The sequence below is a fragment of the Klebsiella sp. CN_Kp104 genome (assembly GCF_040064515.1).
Lineage (GTDB): Bacteria > Pseudomonadota > Gammaproteobacteria > Enterobacterales > Enterobacteriaceae > Klebsiella > Klebsiella aerogenes.
The window spans coordinates 94,215-112,672 of sequence record NZ_JBEAII010000008.1; the positions used below are offsets into that span (position 1 = coordinate 94,215).

Consider the following 18,458-nt stretch of genomic DNA (forward strand, 5'->3'; position numbering starts at 1 on the left):
ATCATCTTCCTGTCACATTAATCATCATTGAAATGAAGATATTGCATATTTTTCAGCCAAAAAAGGCGCTATTTTCCCCTTTGCCGATGATTCACTTTTTGTCGCAAAAATACTTATAAGAAATCGCGCAAAACCGCTCGCCATCCCACGTTTGATAGGGTAATCTCTTTCTCGTTTTGCCTTCCCAAGCAACACAATTCATCATCCAAATAAATTTGTGCGGTACTCCACATTTTTAGGCTTAAGGAATTGTCTCATTGCTTTCTGGAATCTAGGCTCTACCACGTTTGGCATTTTTTATAACGACATTGTCGTTAAGGACAACAAGGGAAAATAAACATAATGGTCAAATCTCAGCCGATTTTGAGATATATCTTGCGGGTCGCCCCCGCGATTGCAGTTGCGGTTCTGCTTTCCGCGTGTAGTTCAACAAGTACCGCCAAGAATATGCATTCTGAGACGCATGCTGTGGGTAGTGGAGATTTATCATCACTGCAAGCTTCTCAGGATGAATTTGAAAAAATGGTCAGCAACCTGGACGTGAAGTCCCGTTTGATGGACCAGTATGCTAGCTGGAAAGGCGTGCGTTACCGCCTTGGCGGCAGCACCCGGAAAGGGATCGATTGCTCGGCATTCGTGCAGCGTACTTTCCGTGAACAATTTGGCCTGGAGCTGCCACGCTCAACTTCCGAGCAACAGGATTCCGGCAAATCGATTTCGCGCACTCAACTGCGTACCGGCGATTTAGTGCTGTTCCGCGCTGGCTCTACGGGTCGTCATGTTGGTATCTATATCGGCAACAACCAGTTTGTTCATGCCTCTACCAGCAGCGGCGTCACCATCTCAAGCCTGGATGAGCCATACTGGAAAAAGCGCTATAACGAAGCGCGTCGCGTTCTGAGTCGTTCCTGATTGTTCTTCTTACCGTGAGTTATCCCTTGGCTGACGGTAAGAAATGAAAAGAACACTGCCTCGGCAGTGTTTTTTTTTGCTTCTCCGCCGGTGAACCCCGCAAAATAAGCTATGTCTTTATAAGCTATGTCTTTTAAAGGAAATGGAACCATACTCTTCAGGCATCCCATTGGCGTGATTCAATAATACGGACAGATTCTGGCCTATGCTAACCCGCTACTTTTCACCCCGACGTAAAATCTGGCTTACCAGTATTTGTATCGGCGTTGCCGTCGCGCTACTGGCCGGCAGCATCCAGTTTATGGTTATCTACCACAACCGCTCTGAGCGTTTCGATCAGATAATCAATAACGTCAGCCACTACCTTAATAGCTATTTCGCTGATTTAAGCAAAACCATTGATGGCCTGCAGCCGTTGCTCGATCAGCCCTGCGAACATATTGACTCCGGCCTCGCCGCCAGCGCCGCCTTTAGCCCCAACGTGCGCGCCTTCCTGCTGGTGAAAAACGGCAAAGCGTTCTGCTCATCCGCCACCGGCGCAATGGACACACCGTTTAAACAATTGATACCGCAGCTTGATACCAATAAACCTCTGGATATGGCCATCCTCCAGGGCACGCCGATGATGCCAAACACCGCCGCGCTGGCCATGTGGGTACAACGTCCCGGCGATCGAGACAGCGGCATTTTTGTATCCATCAATGCCAATCTGACGCCTTATATCCTTTATACCGCACGACAGAATGATTTCAGCGGCATTGCGCTGGCCATCGGCCATACGGCAATTTCGACCTTCAGCAGCAAAATTATCGATCCGCTATCATTGCCCAATGAGCCGATACGCCAGATTCAGGTTCCGGGGCTACCGCTAAAAGTGTATCTCTTTTCTAACAGCTGGCTTGGCGAGAATACCCAGTTCGCCCTGTTGCTCGGCGTGGTATGCGGCATGCTTGCCGGCTTGCTCAGCTACTACATCCTGACGATCAAATCCGATCCGCGGAAATCGATCCAACTGGGGATCAAAAACAACCAGTTCTACGTGGTCTACCAGCCGGTGGTAAAGGCCGATACCCTGCAGATTAGCGGCGTTGAAGTGCTGATGCGCTGGCGGCATCCGGTGGTAGGTGAAATCCCGCCAGACGTCTTTATTAATCTGGCGGAGACGCAGCAGATGATCGTGCCGCTTACCCATCACCTGTTAATGTTGATTGCCCGCGACGCGCCGACTCTGCAGCGTATTTTGCCGCGCGGTACCAAGCTCGGTCTGAATATCTCGCCTGCCCACCTGCATGCCGCCGGATTTCAGCAAGATATGCAACGTTTTGCCGCCGCGTTACCCGCAAACTACTTCGACGTCGTGCTGGAGATAACCGAACGTTCGATGATCGATAAAAACCAGTCGATGGCCATTTTTGAGTGGCTGCATCAGCAGGGCTTCGAAATTGCGATCGATGATTTTGGTACCGGCCATAGCGCGCTGATTTATCTGGAGCGCTATAACTTTGATTATCTGAAGATCGATCGTGGTTTTGTGCAGGCGATCGGTACCGAAACCGTCACCTCTCCCGTCCTGGATGCGGTGCTAACGCTAAGCCGCCGTCTGCAGCTGAAAACCGTGGCTGAAGGCGTAGAAACGCCGGAGCAGGCGGAATGGCTGCGCGCTCACGGCGTGAAGTATCTGCAAGGTTACTGCTTCAGCCGCCCGCTGCCGCTGGATAAACTGGTCGCCGCCCATGATGAACCGGCAAATTATTTCACAAGCCGCTGAGGGTCGCTTATGATGCGAAACCACCGGGGTTAATGGTCAGAGGATGATATTCCAACTATGTTTGCGCGCATCGGCCTGCTGCTGCTGGCTTTATTTAGCCTGAGTAGCCAGGCGCAAACCATTAAAGAGAGCGAAGCGTTCGCTATTATCGGCGAGCCAAAGTATGCCGTTGACTTTCATCACTTCGATTACGTCAATCCGGACGCACCTAAAGGCGGCAGTATAACGCTTGCCGCCATTGGCACCTTTGACAATTTCAACCGCTACGCCCTGCGCGGTAACCCCGGCGTACGCACCGATGCGCTGTATGACACCCTGTTTACCACCTCGGACGATGAACCGGGCAGCTACTACCCGCTGATAGCCGATCGCGCGCGCTTTACCGATGATTTCTCGTGGATGGAAATTACCATCAACCCGCGCGCCCGCTTTCATGACGGTAGCCCGATTACCGCCAGCGACGTTGCTTTCACCTTCCACAAATTTATGACCGAAGGGGTACCGCAGTTCCGTCTTATCTATAAAGGGACGACCGTCAAAGCCATCGCCCCGCTGACGGTGCGCATCGAACTGGCCAAGCCGGGCAAAGAAAATATGCTCAGCCTGCTGTCGCTGCCGGTAATGCCTGAGTCATTCTGGCGCCATCATAAACTGAGCGACCCGCTTTCAACGCCGCCGCTCGCCAGCGGCCCCTATCGCATCAGCCGCTGGCGGATGGGGCAGTATATTGTCTATTCGCGAGTCGAGAACTACTGGGCCGCCGACCTGCCGGTAAACCGGGGGCGCTGGAACTTCGACACGATTCGCTACGACTACTATCTTGACGATAACGTCGCTTTCGAAGCCTTCAAGGCCGGAGCGGTAGATATGCGCGAGGAGAGTTCAACAAAAAACTGGGCCACGCGCTATATCGGGCGCAACTTTAGCAACGGTTATATTGTGAAAGACGATCGAACGAATACCTCGGCAAAGGATACCCGCTGGCTGGCTTTTAATATTCAACGCCCGGTCTTTGCCGACCGTCAGGTACGTGAGGCCATCACCCTTGCATTTGATTTCGAATGGATGAATAAGGCGCTGTTTTACGGCGCCTACAGTCGGCCAAACAGCTACTTTCAGAACACAGAATATGCCGCTCGTGATTACCCGAAGGCCGATGAGCTCGCCCTGCTGGCGCCGATGAAAAAAGAATTGCCGCCTGAGGTCTTTACCCGGATTTATCAGCCGCCAGTTTCCAGCGGCGATGGTTTTGACCGCGCCAATTTACTCAAAGCAGATGCCCTATTGAACCAGGCGGGATGGGTGCTAAAAAACCGTCAGCGCGTTAATGCCAAAACCGGCAAACCGCTGCGCTTTGAGCTGCTGCTCGCCTCCGGCGGCAACGTCAGTTGGGTTCTACCGTTCCAGCATAATTTACAGCGTTTAGGCGTGACGATGGATATCCGTCAGGTGGATAACTCCCAGGCCAACAGCCGACTGCGGAGCCGCGATTACGACATGATGCCCTCGCTGTGGCGCGCCACCGCCTGGCCAGATACGGGCTTACAGGTTTCGTGGGCCTCGGACTATATTAACTCCAGCTATAACGCGCCGGGAGTGCAGAACCCGGCGGTCGACGCGTTGATTGCGCAGATCGTGCGCTGGCAGGGCAACAAACAGAAGCTTCTGCCGCTGGGCCGCGCGCTCGACCGGGTGCTGACATGGAACTATTACATGCTGCCGATGTGGTATATGGCGCAGGACAGGACGGCCTACTGGAATAAATTTTCCTTCCCGCAAACACGCCCGACCTACTCCTCCGGTTTTGATGGCTGGTGGTACGATGTTAACAAAGCCGCCAGGCTTCCCGCGGACCGACGTTAAGGATTAAAGATGGGCGCCTACCTGCTCCGCCGACTATTACTGGTGATCCCGACGCTCTGGGCCATCATCACCATCAATTTTTTTATCGTGCAGATTGCGCCAGGCGGTCCGGTCGATCAGGCGATCGCCGCCGTGGAATTCGGCGACCGCAGCGGGTTGCCCGGCGCAGTAGATAGCGGTATGGGCGCCAGCCATGCACGTACCGGCGTTGGCAATATCAGTGAAGGCCATTATCGCGGCGGGCGCGGGCTCGATCCGGAAGTGATTGCCGAAATCACCCACCGCTACGGCTTCGATAAACCCATTCACGAACGCTATCTTAAGATGCTTGGCGACTATCTGCGTTTTGATTTTGGCGATAGCCTGTTTCGCAGCGCTTCGGTGCTGCAGTTGATTAAAGACAGCCTGCCGGTGTCTATTACCCTCGGCATGTGGAGCACGCTGATTATCTACCTGGTGTCGATACCGCTGGGGATCCGTAAAGCCGTCAGTAACGGCAGCCATTTCGACGTCTGGAGCAGCACATTTATCATCATCGGTTACGCCATCCCGGCGTTTTTGTTCGCGATATTACTGATCGTGATCTTCGCCGGCGGCAGCTATTTCGATCTTTTTCCGCTGCGCGGCCTGGTCTCCGCTAATTTTGATAGCCTGCCGTGGTATCAGAAGATCGCCGACTATCTCTGGCATATCACCTTACCGGTGCTGGCGACGGTGATCGGCGGTTTTGCCGCCCTGACCATGCTGACTAAAAACAGTTTCCTTGATGAGATCCGCAAGCAATATGTGGTAACGGCCCGCGCCAAAGGCGTCGGTGAAAAACAGATCCTGTGGAAACACGTTTTCCGCAACGCCATGCTGCTGGTGATTGCCGGTTTTCCCGCCACCTTTATCAGCATGTTCTTTACCGGCTCGCTGCTCATTGAGGTGATGTTCTCGCTCAATGGTCTTGGGCTGCTCGGCTACGAAGCCACCGTGTCGCGCGATTACCCGGTGATGTTCGGCACTCTGTATATCTTCACGTTAATCGGCCTGTTATTAAACATTGTCAGCGACATCAGCTATACGCTGGTCGATCCGCGTATCGATTTCGAGGGCCGCTAATGTCATTTCTCTCCCCCGTTAATCAGGCCCGCTGGGCGCGTTTTCGCCACAACCGCCGCGGCTACTGGTCGCTGTGGATCTTCCTTGCGCTATTTATTTGCAGCCTGTGCGCCGAGCTTATCGCCAACGATAAACCACTGCTGGTGCAGTATCGCGGTAGTCTCTACGTACCGGCGCTGAAAACCTATAGCGAAACAACCTTTGGCGGTGATTTTGCCACCGCCGCCGACTATCAGGATCCCTGGCTGCAAAAACGGCTGGCGGAAAACGGCTGGGTGCTGTGGGCGCCGGTGCGTTTCGGCGCCACCAGCATCAATTTCGCCACCGACAGCCCCTTCCCTTCCCCGCCGTCCCGGCGCAACTGGCTGGGTACCGACGCTAACGGCGGCGATGTATTCGCACGGATCCTCTATGGCGCGCGGATCTCATTATTATTCGGCCTACTGCTGACGTTCTTCTCCAGCGTGCTTGGCGTGCTTGCCGGGGCGCTGCAGGGCTACTACGGCGGTAAGCTCGACCTGTGGGGGCAGCGTTTTATTGAAGTATGGTCCGGCATGCCGACGCTATTTTTAATTATTCTGCTCTCAAGCGTGGTGCAACCTGATTTCTGGTGGCTGCTGGCGATTACCGTTTTATTTGGCTGGATGACGCTGGTTGGAGTGGTTCGCGCCGAGTTCCTGCGCACCCGTAACTACGATTATATTCGCGCCGCACAGGCGCTGGGGGTCAGCGATCGCCATATAATCCTGCGCCATATGCTGCCGAATGCGATGGTCGCTACCCTCACCTTCCTGCCGTTTATTTTGTGCAGTTCGATAACCACCCTGACCTCGCTCGACTTTCTCGGCTTTGGCCTGCCGCTAGGCTCGCCATCGCTGGGCGAACTGCTACTGCAGGGGAAAAATAACCTGCAGGCGCCGTGGCTGGGGATGGCGGCATTTTTGTCGGTGGCGGTGCTGCTGACTCTGCTAATTTTCATTGGCGAAGCGGTCCGCGACGCCTTCGATCCGGGTAAGGCGGTATAACATGGGCCAGCCGTTATTAGACATTGACGACCTCTCTATCGCCTTCCGCCAGCAAGGGGCAAGCCAAACGGTAGTCAGCAACCTGACGCTGCGGATTGCCGCAGGTGAAACGCTGGCGTTGGTCGGCGAATCAGGCTCCGGCAAGAGCGTCTCCGCGCTGTCGGTACTGCGCCTCCTGCCCTCTCCGCCGGTCAGCTACCCCAGCGGCGATATTCGCTTTCACGGTCAATCATTGCTGCACGCCGATGAACGAACCCTGCGCGGGATCCGCGGCAACCGCATCGCGATGATTTTCCAGGAGCCGATGGTGTCGCTCAATCCGCTGCATAATCTGGAGAAACAACTGTACGAGGTGCTTTCGCTGCACCGCGGCATGCGCAAAGAGGCGGCGCGCGGCGAAATCCTCGACTGTCTGGATCGGGTTGGCATCCGCAACGCCTCACGACGGCTTGCCGACTATCCGCACCAGCTTTCCGGCGGCGAACGCCAACGGGTGATGATCGCCATGGCGCTGCTGACGCGCCCGGAGCTGCTCATTGCCGATGAACCGACCACCGCGCTGGACGTCTCGGTACAGGCGCAGATTCTGCAACTGCTGCGCGAACTGAAGCGTGAGCTCAACATGGGGATGTTGTTCATCACCCACAATCTGAGCATCGTCCGCCAGCTTGCCGACCGGGTAGCGGTGATGCAAGACGGCCGCTGCGTCGAACAAAACGGCTGCCGGGAGCTGTTTCAGGCGCCAACGCACTCGTATACCCGCCGCCTGCTGGATAGCGAACCGGCCGGCAAACCGGTGCCGCTCCCCGCCGACGCGCCCATCCTACTGCAGGCCCGCGATCTTAATGTCGCCTTCCCAATCCGCAAAGGGATCCTGCGCCGGGTGGTCGATCACAATCGGGTGGTCAACCATCTGACTTTTACCCTGCGGGCCGGAGAAACGCTGGGGCTGGTGGGAGAATCCGGCTCTGGCAAAAGCACTACCGGGCTGGCGCTGCTGCGGCTGATTAACTCCAGCGGAGAAATGCAGTTTGCCGGCGAGTCGATCCAGGGGCGAAATCGCCGCCAGATGCTGCCGCTGCGCCGACGCATTCAGGTGGTCTTTCAGGATCCGAATTCATCCCTCAACCCGCGTCTGAACGTCCTGCAGATTATCGAGGAAGGATTACGCGTTCACCAGCCGACGTTGACGTCCGCGCAACGTGAACAAGCGGTGATTCAGGTGATGCAGGAAGTGGGGCTCGACCCCGCGACGCGGCAGCGCTATCCGGCGGAATTCTCCGGCGGCCAGCGCCAGCGTATTGCCATTGCCCGGGCGCTGATCGTCAAACCGCAGCTGATTGTGTTGGATGAACCGACGTCATCGCTGGATAAAACCGTGCAGGCGCAGATCCTGGCGCTGCTGAAGACGCTACAGCAAAAGCATCAGCTGGCCTATCTGTTTATCAGCCACGATTTACGTGTTGTACGGACGCTCTGCCATCAGGTGATAGTGCTGCGGCAGGGAGAAGTCGTCGAGCAGGGAGAATGCGAGCGCGTATTTACGGCACCGCTTCAGGAGTACACCCGCCAGCTGCTGGCGTTAAGCTGACGGTCAGAAGGGGTTGTTGCCAGAGAAAGGCTCGGCAATGGCCACGCCGAAATTTTTCAGACGACAGGTAGCAGCAAACTCATCCTGCATATTAACGAACAGGCACGGTTCGCCTTCACACTCAAGAATGGAACAGTCCACTTCGATGTCGCTCAGCGCCTGGCTCAGCGTGCGCATCACCGGCCACGCTTTCTCGCCGTCCGGGCTGAGCAGTTTTAATGCCACCAGGCTATTTTCGCCCTCAGCGCCGTTTTGCGGAATCGGTTCAACTCTTGAACCCGCAAAACCGGCCAGCCAGCGATAGCTCTGCGGCAGTCGGTGTACGATAGAGAGTTGCTGTGTATTCACTTGGTTTCCCCGGAAGCAAAAGGCTTCACAATAAATTTACATCAATATTAACACATTGTTGACAAATAGTCCTGCAACAGCTTAGAAAACGCTTACACCCGCATGTGGTCAGGGCTAACAGCTTATTATCCAGAACTTTATAGTTGCCTTGCGGAAACAGTTCGCGGCTATATGTACCCGTTTCTGTGATCCAAAACAACTTTTTTATCGCAACATTGCGACTTTTTACACTAATTGATTTTACATAAAAGAAACATATAGCTAAACAGGGAAGCCGATTTCGGTTGATATGTATCAAAAAAGGGGCGGAAATCGCCCCTGAAAATGTGACTTAATGTGCGACTTTTCGTCGCCGGCTGGCGTACAGATAGAAGAGAATGGAGCTAACGGCGCAAAATGCGATAGAAATCAGCATCGGCCAGGCGGTGGTAAAGGTGGCCATCGACAGCAATGCGCCGATAATCGCGCCAATCCCAAAGCGAAATGTTCCGGCCAGCGACGATGCGGTTCCCGCCATATGCGGAAACTCGTCGAGGATCACCGCCATGGCGTTAGAGGAGACCATCGATACGCAGCCGACGAACGCCGCCACGCCCACCACCAGCGACCAGAAACCAACATCAAGCAGCGCACACACCACCATCCACACCGCCATCGCCAGCTGGATCCACAGCCCGGCTCTGAACATGTTCAATGCGCCGACCCGGCGAACAAAGCGGCTGTTAATGATGGTCATGATGAACAGGAACACGATATTCAGCGCAAAATAGTAGCCAAAGTGCTGCGGCGACACGTGATTAATGTTGATGTAGACAAATGGACCCGCGCTGAGAAATGAAAACATGCCGGCAAAACTAAAGCCGCTGGCCAACATATAGCTGAGTACCCGCTTGTGGCGGAACAGGGTGGCGAAGTTGCCAAGCGTGGTGCGAATATGAAATTTCTGCCGCCGTTCTACCGGCAGCGTCTCGCTAATAAAGAAAGCGATCATCGCCGATGCCAGCAGCGCCGCCAGCGCCAGGATCCAGAAAATCGCGTGCCAGCTGAACCATACCAGCACCGCGCCGCCGACCATCGGCGCCACCAGCGGCGCAATGGTGGTGACCAGCATGACAAACGACATCATGCGCGAGAACTCCTCTTTCGGGTAGATATCGCGCATCAGGGCGTTGATCACCACGCTGGCCGCCGCGGCCGCCAGGCCGTGGAAGAAACGCATAGTAATCAGCATCTCGATGGTCTGCGACAACGCGCAGGCCACCGCCGCCGCGGCGAATATCAGCGTCCCACCGAGGATCACCGGTTTACGGCCAATGCTGTCGGCCATCGGCCCGTACAGCAACTGCCCCAGCGCAAAGCCCAGAATATAGGTACTGAGCGTCATTTGCGCGCTGCCGTCCGGCACGTTGAACTGCGACGAGATAACCGGCAGCGCCGGCAGATACATATCAATCGACAGCGGCATTAACATGGCCAACAGGCCAAGAATAAACACAATCCCAAATGAAGAATTCTGCTTTGTCGTCACGTTTTACTCCGTGCTTGTGGGGCGCCAACGCTGGCGATTTCATCTTCCGTCAGCGGGCGGTATTCGCCGGGTTCCAGCGACGCATCGAGGGTAATGTCGCCGATACGCTCGCGATGTAATCCCACGACGTGGTTACCCACCGCCGCGAACATGCGTTTTACCTGGTGGTAGCGGCCTTCGCTGATGGTCAGGCGCACTTCTGTCGGAGTGATAACTTCGAGGACTGCAGGTTTGGTGAGATCTTTTTCATTATGCAGCTGCACGCCTTTGGCAAACTGCTCGGCGACGCCCTCTTCCAGCGGATTTTCCAGCTCCACCAGATAGGTTTTTTCGCAGTGATGACGCGGCGAAGTGATGCGGTGCGACCACTGACCGTCATCGGTCATCAGTACCAGACCGGTGGTGTCGATATCCAGACGCCCGGCGGCGTGCAGCTTATGGGCAACCGGCTCATCGAGAAAATAAAGCACCGTTGGATGATCGGGATCGTCTGTTGAACAGACATAACCCTGCGGCTTGTTGAGCATAAAGTAACGGGGGCCGTGCTGCTGGGTCAGCGTATTGCCGTCATATTCCACCTCGTGCTCTGGCTGGAGCTTAAAGGAGGCATCTTTCACAATGTCGCCGTCCACGGTAACGCGGCTGCCGCGGATTTCACGCCCGGCAATAGCACGGCTGACGCCAAGCTGCTGAGCGATAAACTTATCAAGTCGCATGAGATTTTTTAGCCTGTAATAATGCTGGAGCGGGCATCTCGCCCGAAAAAGAAGAATTCCATTGGTTAGTATAACGGGCTCTTAACACCACTCAAGGGAAAAGATTCATGGCATACTATTTGCGAGTTAATTAACCCCCGAGAATTGATGACTTTTACACTACGTCCCTACCAAAAAGAGGCCGTTGACGCCACGCTCGCCTGGTTCCGCCGTCACCATGAGCCCGCCGCCATCGTACTGCCGACCGGCGCCGGCAAAAGCCTGGTGATCGCCGAACTGGCGCGGCTGGCGCGCGGACGCGTACTGGTTCTGGCCCACGTTAAAGAACTGGTGGCGCAGAATCACAGTAAATACTGTGCGCTTGGGCTGGAAGCGGATATTTTCGCCGCCGGTCTGCAGCGTAAGGAGAGCCAGGGCAAGGTGGTCTTCGGCAGCGTGCAGTCGGTGGCGCGTAATCTTGAGCAATTTCAAAGCGAGTTCTCTTTACTGATCGTCGATGAGTGCCACCGTATCAGCGACGATGACGACAGCCAGTATCAGCAAATCATCAGCCACCTGCGGCAGGTGAATCCGCATCTCAGGCTGCTTGGCCTGACCGCCACCCCTTTCCGCCTGGGCAAGGGTTGGATCTATCAGTTCCACTATCACGGTATGGTACGCGGCGACGAGAAAGCGCTGTTCCGCGACTGCATCTATGAACTGCCGCTGCGTTATATGATTAAGCACGGCTACCTGACGCCGCCTGAGCGCCTCGATATGCCGGTGGTACAGTACGATTTCAGCCGCCTGCAGGCGCAGAGCAATGGCCTGTTCAGCGAAGCTGACCTTAACCACGAGCTGAAAAAACAGCAGCGCATCACGCCGCATATCGTTAGCCAAATCGTTGAGTTTGCCGAAAACCGTAAAGGCGTGATGATCTTCGCCGCGACCGTCGAACACGCGCGGGAAATTACCGGCCTGCTGCCGCCCGCGCAGGCGGCGCTGATTACCGGCGAAACGCCGGGGCCGGAGCGCGATCGCATCATCGAAGCCTTTAAGGCGCAGCAGTATCGCTATCTGGTGAACGTCGCGGTACTGACCACCGGCTTTGACGCGCCGCACGTCGATCTTATCGCGATTCTTCGGCCAACCGAGTCGGTAAGCCTTTACCAACAAATTATAGGCCGCGGCCTGCGTCTGGCGCCGGGCAAAACCGACTGTCTGATCCTCGACTATGCCGGCAACCCTCACGACCTGTATGCGCCGGAAGTCGGCACGCCAAAAGGCAAAAGCGATAATGTCCCAGTGCAGGTCTTCTGCCCGGCCTGCGGTTTCGCCAATACTTTTTGGGGGAAAACCACCGCCGACGGCACGTTGATTGAGCATTTTGGCCGCCGCTGCCAGGGCTGGTTCGAAGACGACGACAGCCACCGCGAACAGTGCGACTTCCGCTTTCGTTTTAAAAACTGCCCGCAGTGCAACGCCGAGAATGACATTGCCGCCCGCCGCTGTCGCGAGTGCGATACGGTGCTGGTCGACCCGGACGACATGCTGAAGGCGGCGCTGAAGCTTAAAGACGCGCTGGTATTGCGCTGCAGCGGCATGGCGCTGCAGCATGGCGGCGACGAAAAAGGCCCGTGGCTAAAAATCACCTATTACGATGAAGACGGCGCCGATGTGAGTGAGCGCTTCCGTTTGCAAACGCCCGCGCAGCGTACCGCCTTTGAGCAGTTGTTTATCCGCCCGCATACCCGTACGCCGGGCGTGCCGCTGCGCTGGATAACCCCGGCGGATATCATTGCCCAGCAGGCGCTACTGCGCCATCCGGACTTTGTCGTCGCCCGTATGAAGGGGCAATACTGGCAGGTGCGGGAAAAAGTGTTCGATTATCAGGGCCGTTTCCGTCGCGCCAATGAGCTACGTTAATCCGTCAAAAACTGAGGTTTTGATTGCCGCTGTGCCGATAGGCGGCTATAATGCCGCCCGCTTTTGCATTCGCAAAGCAGATAATCTGCCTGCTGCTGGGTCGCCTGTTGCAGGCTTTATATATAGAGAGACATCAATGTTTACTATCAACGCAGAAGTACGTAAAGAGCAGGGTAAGGGTGCGAGCCGCCGCCTGCGCGCAGCTAACAAGTTCCCGGCAATCATCTACGGTGGCGAAGCTGCTCCGGTTGCTATCGAACTGGACCACGACAAACTGTGGAACATGCAGGACAAAGCTGAGTTCTACGGCGAAGTTCTGACCCTGGTTGTCGATGGCAAAGAAGAAAAAGTTAAAGTTCAGGCTGTTCAGCGTCACGCGTTCAAGCCGAAACTGACCCACATCGACTTCGTTCGCGCTTAATCGCCGATAGCAAGTTGTATGGCAAACGCCCTGGTGTCTTCTGACCCGGGGCGTTTTGTTATCTGCGCCGCCATAACCCTGGCGCGTCGTCAACAATCTCTCCCAACGCGCGGTGTTTATTCATTCCCGGCAACCACAGCATCACCATGGTAACGTTAAGCCCCTGATTACCGACCTCGGTGGCAATTTCAGCAACCCCCTGCCACTCGTCGGGCCGTAAATGATCGGGTAAAAAACCCCAGCCCTGCCCCTGCTCCATTGCGTGGCGCAACATGGTGATTTCATTCATATACAGCGTATGCCCGGATATCTGCAACCGGCGGGCGATTTGATCGTCGCTGCGCCGGTGCATGACTAACTGCGGGGTGAGCGATAAATTCAGCAACGTCAGCGGCCTTGCGGTACCAGCGAACAACCGCTGCGCGGCGTAAAAGCGTAAATCAACGGTACCCAGCGCCCGCCACTCCATTTCGCTACCCAGCGTACGATTGTTCGCCTGGCAAATGGCCATATCCGCGACGCCATCGCTCAACGCCTGCTCGGCTTCGCGACGCGAAGCGCTCCAGCAGCTTAAACGGATCTGCCGCCGGGCAAGCGTATCGGCCAGCAAACAGAGAAACTCACGCGGCACGAAGGGATCGTAGACCAGGCGTAACTCCTGCCAGGCCGTTTGCGGCAGCGTTTGCGCAAAAGACTCGAAAGCCTGCGCCTGACGCAACAACAGGTGCGCCTGGCGAAAAAGCTGCTCGCCCTCGGCGGTTAAAGTCAGACTACGCCCTTCACGGCTGAATAGCCGGTAGCCCAACGCATCTTCCAGGTAATCCAGAAGATCGCGAAGCGTCGTACGGTCTTTCCCTAAACGGATCGCCGCCCGCGACAGACTACCGGTCTCAGCAATCGTCGCGAAGGCTTCAATCTGTGCAAATGAATACTGCAGGGTTTTCATCCTTCCCTCCCTTTCGGGGGAAAATCCCCCATGTAGTGATTTTAGCCGCCGCGCGCCGATTTATATACTGCGATGCGAATCTATGGCAAACGAGGAAATGAAAATGATAAGAAAACCACTGGCCCTGGCGTTAATTTTGGCGGCGCTGCCGGCGGCGGCAATGGCGCAAAAATGCGGCGACCTGACGCTGGATGTCTGCCCCACGCCTTACGATCAAACGCTACCCGCGGCCAAAGACATGCTCACCTGGGATCAGGCTTCACGCGTCGTTGGCTTTCGTAATGACTATCGCAACTATGCTGGCGATGTTTTCCGCCACGGCGCCTCAGTCCCGCTGGAGCGCGCTGAAAAGCAGTTGACCGATGCCCGCTATACGCTCAACGGCCACACCTGGAATTTGCAGGATTACCTGAAGCGCGAAAACGTCAGCGGTATGCTGGTGCTGAAAGACGGTAAAGTCGCCTGGAAATATCTCGCCGAAGGTAATACCGACACCACGTTGTGGACCTCGCGCTCGGTGGGCAAATCGGTCGTCTCAACGCTGGTCGGCATCGCTATTCAACAGGGTAAAATCCACTCCCTCGACGACCTGATTACCGTTTATGAACCCGAACTGAAAGGCACCGCCTGGGACGGCGTAACGCTCAAGCAGCTCATTCAACATACCAGCGGCGTGGAATGGAATGAAGATTACACCAATCCACAGTCGCACTTCGCCCGTCTGACCCAGTGTGAAGCACAGCCCGGCGCCTACGATTGCGTGCGTAAAATTGTGTCAACGCTGTCGCGTAAACACCCGGCAGGCGAGCAGTGGTCCTACTCTTCCGGCGGTGCATGGCTACTGGGCGATGTGCTGGAGCGCGCGACCGGTATGTCGCTGGCCGCCTGGCTTGAACAATCACTGTGGCAGCCTGCGGGTATGGCCCACGATGGCGTCTGGCACGCCTACAAAAAAGGACAACATGATGTCGGCGCCCACGGCTTTAACGCCACCCTCGAAGACTGGGGCCGCTTTGGCGAGTTTGTCGCCCGCGATGGCCGCCTGAGCAACGGTAAACAGCTGGTGCCCGCTGGCTGGTTCGATCAAGCCGCAAGCTGGACAAAAGCGCTGAACTCGGTTTCAGCCGCGCATCCGGAAGGTATCTATGGCTATCAATGGTGGAATAACGCCATTCCGGCCAATGCGCAAAACGTACAGCCGACGCCGCAGGAAGGGCTAAAAGGCTCGCTGTGGGCGCTGGGGATCTACGGCCAGGTGATTATGGTCAACCGTGCGGAACATCTGGTGATCGTGCAGTGGTCAACCTGGCCGCAGGCGGAACCGTCCTTTAACGCACAGCCGCTGGAAGCGGCGCTGATGTACAGCGCCATTGCCCGCGAATTGCGCTAATCTCCCCTGCTCCTTGCCGCTTAACCGGCAAGGAGCGTATCGGCATTTAACGCCAGGTGCTGCAGCAGCATAATGGTTTTCGCATCCACGATTTCGCCATCGCGAATGGCCTGTAACGCCCGCACCAGCGGCCACTCCAGCACTTCAATATCCTCTCCTTCCGCCGCCAGCCCGCCGCCATCGCCACGGCGATCGTCCGCGGAGTATTCGGCAATAAAGAAGTACAGCTTCTCGGTAACCGACCCCGGGCTCATAAACGCGGTGAATACCGGCTCAATGCGGGTAACGCGAAATCCGGTCTCCTCTTCCGCTTCGGCGATAATGCGCTCTTCCGGCGAGGCGTTATCCAGTAACCCCGCGGCGGCCTCAATCAGAAAGCCGTCGTGACCGTTAATCCACACCGGAAAACGAAACTGGCGGATGAGCACCACGCTCTGCTGGTGGCGGTTATAGAGCAGAATAACCGCGCCGTTGCCGCGGTCGTAGGCTTCCCGGCTCTGCTCCTGCCAGCGCCCATCCCGGCGCAACAGCTCGAAGGTATATTTTTTCAGCGTGTACCAGTTATCGGACAAGAGCGTTTCGCGAACGTGGCGAACGCGCGGTGCGTCTTCATGCATGATTTTCCCCTTCCAAGGTGACAGCGGGCAACATAACATGCATAATCGTGCACAAACAAGATCAATCGTGAAGCAAACAACATGCTCGCCAGCCAGAGAAAACAGCACATCCTGCAGATCCTTGCCGCAGAAAAACAGGTGATGTCGGGGGAGTTAAGCCAGCGCTTTCAGGTCTCAGAAGACTCCATTCGTCGCGATCTGCGCGAACTGGCGGCGGAAGGTAAACTGCAACGGGTCCACGGCGGCGCGCTACCGGTATCCGCCGCTATCGCGCCAATCGAAAGCAGAAAAAGCGTGCAGATGGCTTCCAAACAGGCGATAGCCCGCCGGGCTGCGGCGCTTATCCAGCCAGGACAGGTAGTCATCGTCGACGGCGGCACCACCACCACGGCGATGATCGCCGCGCTACCTGCCGACCTTGCTTGCACCGTGGTGACGCACAGTCCGGGGATCGCCGTGGCGCTGGTCGAGCATCCGCGGATCGAAGTGATCCTGCTCGGCGGTACATTGTTTAAACATTCCGTAGTTACGGTCGGCGCCGGGACGCTGGCGGCGATGGCGCGGATTCATGCCGATCTGTTCTTTATGGGGGTTACCGGCGTGCACCCGCAGGCGGGCTTTACCACCGGTGATTATGAAGAGGCGGGCATTAAGCGCGCGCTGGCGGCCAGAGCCGCAGAAACCGTGGTGATGGCCTCTGCCGAAAAAATTAATTCCGCCTCCGCGTTTGCCATCGGCGAGCTTAATCTTGCCAGCACAGTGGTTATCGATAGCGAACTGGATGACAGGTTACGCCAGAAGCTTAAGCAAAGCGGCGTCGGGATTATTCAGGTAGCAGGTTAACCCGGCGGCATCATGTTCCGCCGGGATAATCAGCAGGGATTAATTACCGCCTGAGGTACGGCGCTGCAGCTGATCGCGCAGGTTCGGCGGCGTACCTTTAATGGTCAACGTATCCGTTGCCGGATCCCAGAATACGCGCTCGCCGAGCAGCATCGCATCAAAGTTAATGGTCAAGCCGCCGCCGCTACCGGCAAATTTGGTCAGCTGGCGCAGCGTACTGCGATCCGCCGGGAAGCTCTCTTCGAGCTCATAACCCTGCTCGGCGGTAAACTCCTGGAAACTCTTTTCGCTGACGCCGGAGAGCTCTTTCGACAACGATTCCAGCTCGATCTCTTCGCCCGCCTGCAGCTGTTCGTTACAGTAGGCGTACACCTGCTGGCGCACGTTCTGGCGCTCGGATTTATCCAGCTGCGCGTCAGCGGCGAAATCATCCACCGCCTGCAACAGACCGCGGTTCTGCGCTTTGGCATTGAGCCCTTCGCTGGCGCCGAGGAAGTCCATGAAGAAATCGGCGACTTTACGCCCCACCCGCCCTTTCAGGAAGGTCAGATAACGGGTCGATTCGGGATTGGTTTCCCACTCGGTCAGATCGATGCGCGCCACGATGTCGGCATGGTTGATGTCCAGGTAATGGGTGGAACTGATATCCAGCTCTTCGTTAACGCGCATGCTGCTCAGATTATTGAGCACCGCCACCAGCAGATACTCGACCGCCAGGTAACGATACTGACAGAACAGCACAATGCCGCCTTCGGCAAATGGATACTTCGCCAGCTCATCGCGCAGGCGGCCGGTGGCCGCACGGCTGAAAGGAAGAAATTCTTCTTCACCCTGACGCTGTAAACGCAACGCTTGCGCCAGCTCGCTCTCTTCATTAAAGAGGCCATAGGCTTTGCTTTTTGCGCTGTAGACACGATGCAGTTCGGCCATCATCTCCACGACAGTGGCATTTGGTTCCAGCAGCGACTCGCGTAGCACCAGTTCCAGATTCTGTTCATCACGTTTGATCAACTGATGCAGGGCAATCTGGTCGATATCCAGACTCATGTTAAACTCTCCTTTTAGACCGGGCGGTATTCAACCACCACCGGGACGACGACGCAACCGGCAGACGCCTCTTTTATGCTTGAGACTCGCGTGGCCGGGCGCTTTTGCGCCGTGGCGAAAAAATGCGGAAAAAAAGCTGCTGCTACGGTAATATGTTGCCCTTTCACGAACAAACAGATTTTGAGTTTATGCCACAAATATCCCGCTATAGCGATGAACAGGTCGAGCAGCTGCTCAGCGAGCTAACGAACGTCCTGGAAACACACAAAGCGCCGGTTGACCTGTCACTGATGGTGCTGGGCAATATGGTGACCAACCTGCTCAACAGTAGCGTCGCGCCGGCTCAGCGTCAGGCAATCGCCCGTTCTTTCGCCCAGGCGCTGCAATCGTCCATTAACGACGATCCCGCGCACTAAGGATAACGAACAATAGTA

General features: G+C 56.1%; 17 protein-coding genes. 11 read left to right on the forward strand and 6 right to left on the reverse strand.

The genetic code is table 11. The features are described 5' to 3' along the window. Positions 1–342: 342 nt before the first annotated feature. From mepS to yejF, 6 genes are all read left to right on the forward strand, one after another. Complete coding sequence (gene mepS, locus ABLU80_RS11595; protein WP_015706124.1) at positions 343–912, forward strand: bifunctional murein DD-endopeptidase/murein LD-carboxypeptidase; 570 nt, start codon at positions 343–345, stop codon at positions 910–912. A 205-nt stretch (positions 913–1,117) separates the two neighbouring features. Further along, positions 1,118–2,680 (forward strand): cyclic di-GMP phosphodiesterase, encoded by a 1,563-nt coding sequence (locus ABLU80_RS11600; RefSeq protein WP_015365683.1) that lies wholly within the window; start codon positions 1,118–1,120, stop codon positions 2,678–2,680. A 57-nt stretch (positions 2,681–2,737) separates the two neighbouring features. Continuing rightward, entirely contained in the window at positions 2,738–4,543 is a 1,806-nt protein-coding gene (locus ABLU80_RS11605; protein WP_047080707.1) for an extracellular solute-binding protein, read from the forward strand. Positions 4,544–4,552: 9 nt separating this feature from the next. After that, positions 4,553–5,647, forward strand: coding sequence for a microcin C ABC transporter permease YejB (locus tag ABLU80_RS11610; RefSeq protein ID WP_213796119.1), 1,095 nt, complete (start codon positions 4,553–4,555; stop codon positions 5,645–5,647). Beyond that, positions 5,647–6,672 carry a microcin C ABC transporter permease gene (locus tag ABLU80_RS11615; RefSeq protein WP_047080709.1) on the forward strand — a complete coding sequence of 342 codons (1,026 nt, stop codon included), beginning with the start codon at positions 5,647–5,649 and terminating at the stop codon, positions 6,670–6,672. Before ABLU80_RS11610 ends, ABLU80_RS11615 begins: the two co-directional genes overlap by 1 nt. A gap of 1 nt (position 6,673) precedes the next feature. Then, positions 6,674–8,263 carry a microcin C ABC transporter ATP-binding protein YejF gene (yejF, locus tag ABLU80_RS11620; RefSeq protein WP_348849989.1) on the forward strand — a complete coding sequence of 530 codons (1,590 nt, stop codon included), beginning with the start codon at positions 6,674–6,676 and terminating at the stop codon, positions 8,261–8,263. A 3-nt stretch (positions 8,264–8,266) separates the two neighbouring features. Here the strand turns inward: yejF and ABLU80_RS11625 are convergent, their stop codons facing one another. The 3 genes from ABLU80_RS11625 to rsuA all read right to left on the reverse strand — a co-directional run bounded on the left by ABLU80_RS11625 (position 8,267) and on the right by rsuA (position 10,855). Then, on the reverse strand, positions 8,267–8,611 hold the full coding sequence (locus ABLU80_RS11625; protein ID WP_015365678.1) for a YejG family protein: 345 nt from the start codon (positions 8,609–8,611) through the stop codon (positions 8,267–8,269). 331 nt (positions 8,612–8,942) lie between these two features. Continuing rightward, positions 8,943–10,139: a Bcr/CflA family multidrug efflux MFS transporter gene (locus ABLU80_RS11630; protein ID WP_015365677.1), complete on the reverse strand. Its 1,197-nt coding sequence runs from the start codon at positions 10,137–10,139 to the stop codon at positions 8,943–8,945. Further along, positions 10,136–10,855: a 16S rRNA pseudouridine(516) synthase RsuA gene (gene rsuA, locus ABLU80_RS11635; RefSeq protein WP_015365676.1), complete on the reverse strand. Its 720-nt coding sequence runs from the start codon at positions 10,853–10,855 to the stop codon at positions 10,136–10,138. The genes ABLU80_RS11630 and rsuA overlap by 4 nt, the downstream gene beginning before the upstream one ends. A 147-nt stretch (positions 10,856–11,002) precedes the next feature. Between rsuA and ABLU80_RS11640 the strand changes: the two genes are divergently transcribed. Both ABLU80_RS11640 and rplY read left to right on the forward strand, forming a co-directional pair. Beyond that, complete coding sequence (locus ABLU80_RS11640; protein ID WP_348849990.1) at positions 11,003–12,760, forward strand: DEAD/DEAH box helicase; 1,758 nt, start codon at positions 11,003–11,005, stop codon at positions 12,758–12,760. 136 nt (positions 12,761–12,896) lie between these two features. Further along, positions 12,897–13,181 carry a 50S ribosomal protein L25 gene (gene rplY / locus ABLU80_RS11645; RefSeq protein WP_015365674.1) on the forward strand — a complete coding sequence of 95 codons (285 nt, stop codon included), beginning with the start codon at positions 12,897–12,899 and terminating at the stop codon, positions 13,179–13,181. Between the two features lie 58 nt (positions 13,182–13,239). Here rplY and ABLU80_RS11650 read toward each other — a convergent pair whose 3' ends face one another. Further along, the gene (locus ABLU80_RS11650; RefSeq protein WP_348849991.1) at positions 13,240–14,127 is read right to left on the reverse strand and encodes a LysR family transcriptional regulator; all 888 of its coding nucleotides are present in this window, start codon (positions 14,125–14,127) and stop codon (positions 13,240–13,242) included. 103 nt (positions 14,128–14,230) lie between these two features. Here ABLU80_RS11650 and ABLU80_RS11655 point away from each other — a divergent pair, with 103 nt between their 5' ends. Further along, on the forward strand, positions 14,231–15,517 hold the full coding sequence (locus ABLU80_RS11655; protein WP_047058034.1) for a serine hydrolase: 1,287 nt from the start codon (positions 14,231–14,233) through the stop codon (positions 15,515–15,517). Positions 15,518–15,537: 20 nt separating this feature from the next. Here the strand turns inward: ABLU80_RS11655 and ABLU80_RS11660 are convergent, their stop codons facing one another. Then, entirely contained in the window at positions 15,538–16,134 is a 597-nt protein-coding gene (locus tag ABLU80_RS11660) for an NUDIX domain-containing protein (RefSeq protein WP_260842034.1), read from the reverse strand. An 81-nt stretch (positions 16,135–16,215) separates the two neighbouring features. On the opposite strand from ABLU80_RS11660, the gene ABLU80_RS11665 reads away from it, so the two are divergent. Continuing rightward, the gene (locus tag ABLU80_RS11665) at positions 16,216–16,977 is read left to right on the forward strand and encodes a DeoR/GlpR family DNA-binding transcription regulator (RefSeq protein ID WP_047038200.1); all 762 of its coding nucleotides are present in this window, start codon (positions 16,216–16,218) and stop codon (positions 16,975–16,977) included. Between the two features lie 39 nt (positions 16,978–17,016). On the opposite strand, the gene yejK is transcribed toward ABLU80_RS11665, so the two are convergent. Next, positions 17,017–18,024, reverse strand: a complete 1,008-nt coding sequence (gene yejK / locus ABLU80_RS11670) for a nucleoid-associated protein YejK (RefSeq protein WP_015365669.1) — start codon at positions 18,022–18,024, stop codon at positions 17,017–17,019. Between the two features lie 188 nt (positions 18,025–18,212). Between yejK and ABLU80_RS11675 the strand changes: the two genes are divergently transcribed. Beyond that, a complete protein-coding gene (locus ABLU80_RS11675) occupies positions 18,213–18,440 on the forward strand; it encodes a YejL family protein (protein ID WP_015365667.1) in 228 nt (75 codons plus the stop codon). The last annotated feature ends 18 nt before the right edge of the window (positions 18,441–18,458 follow it).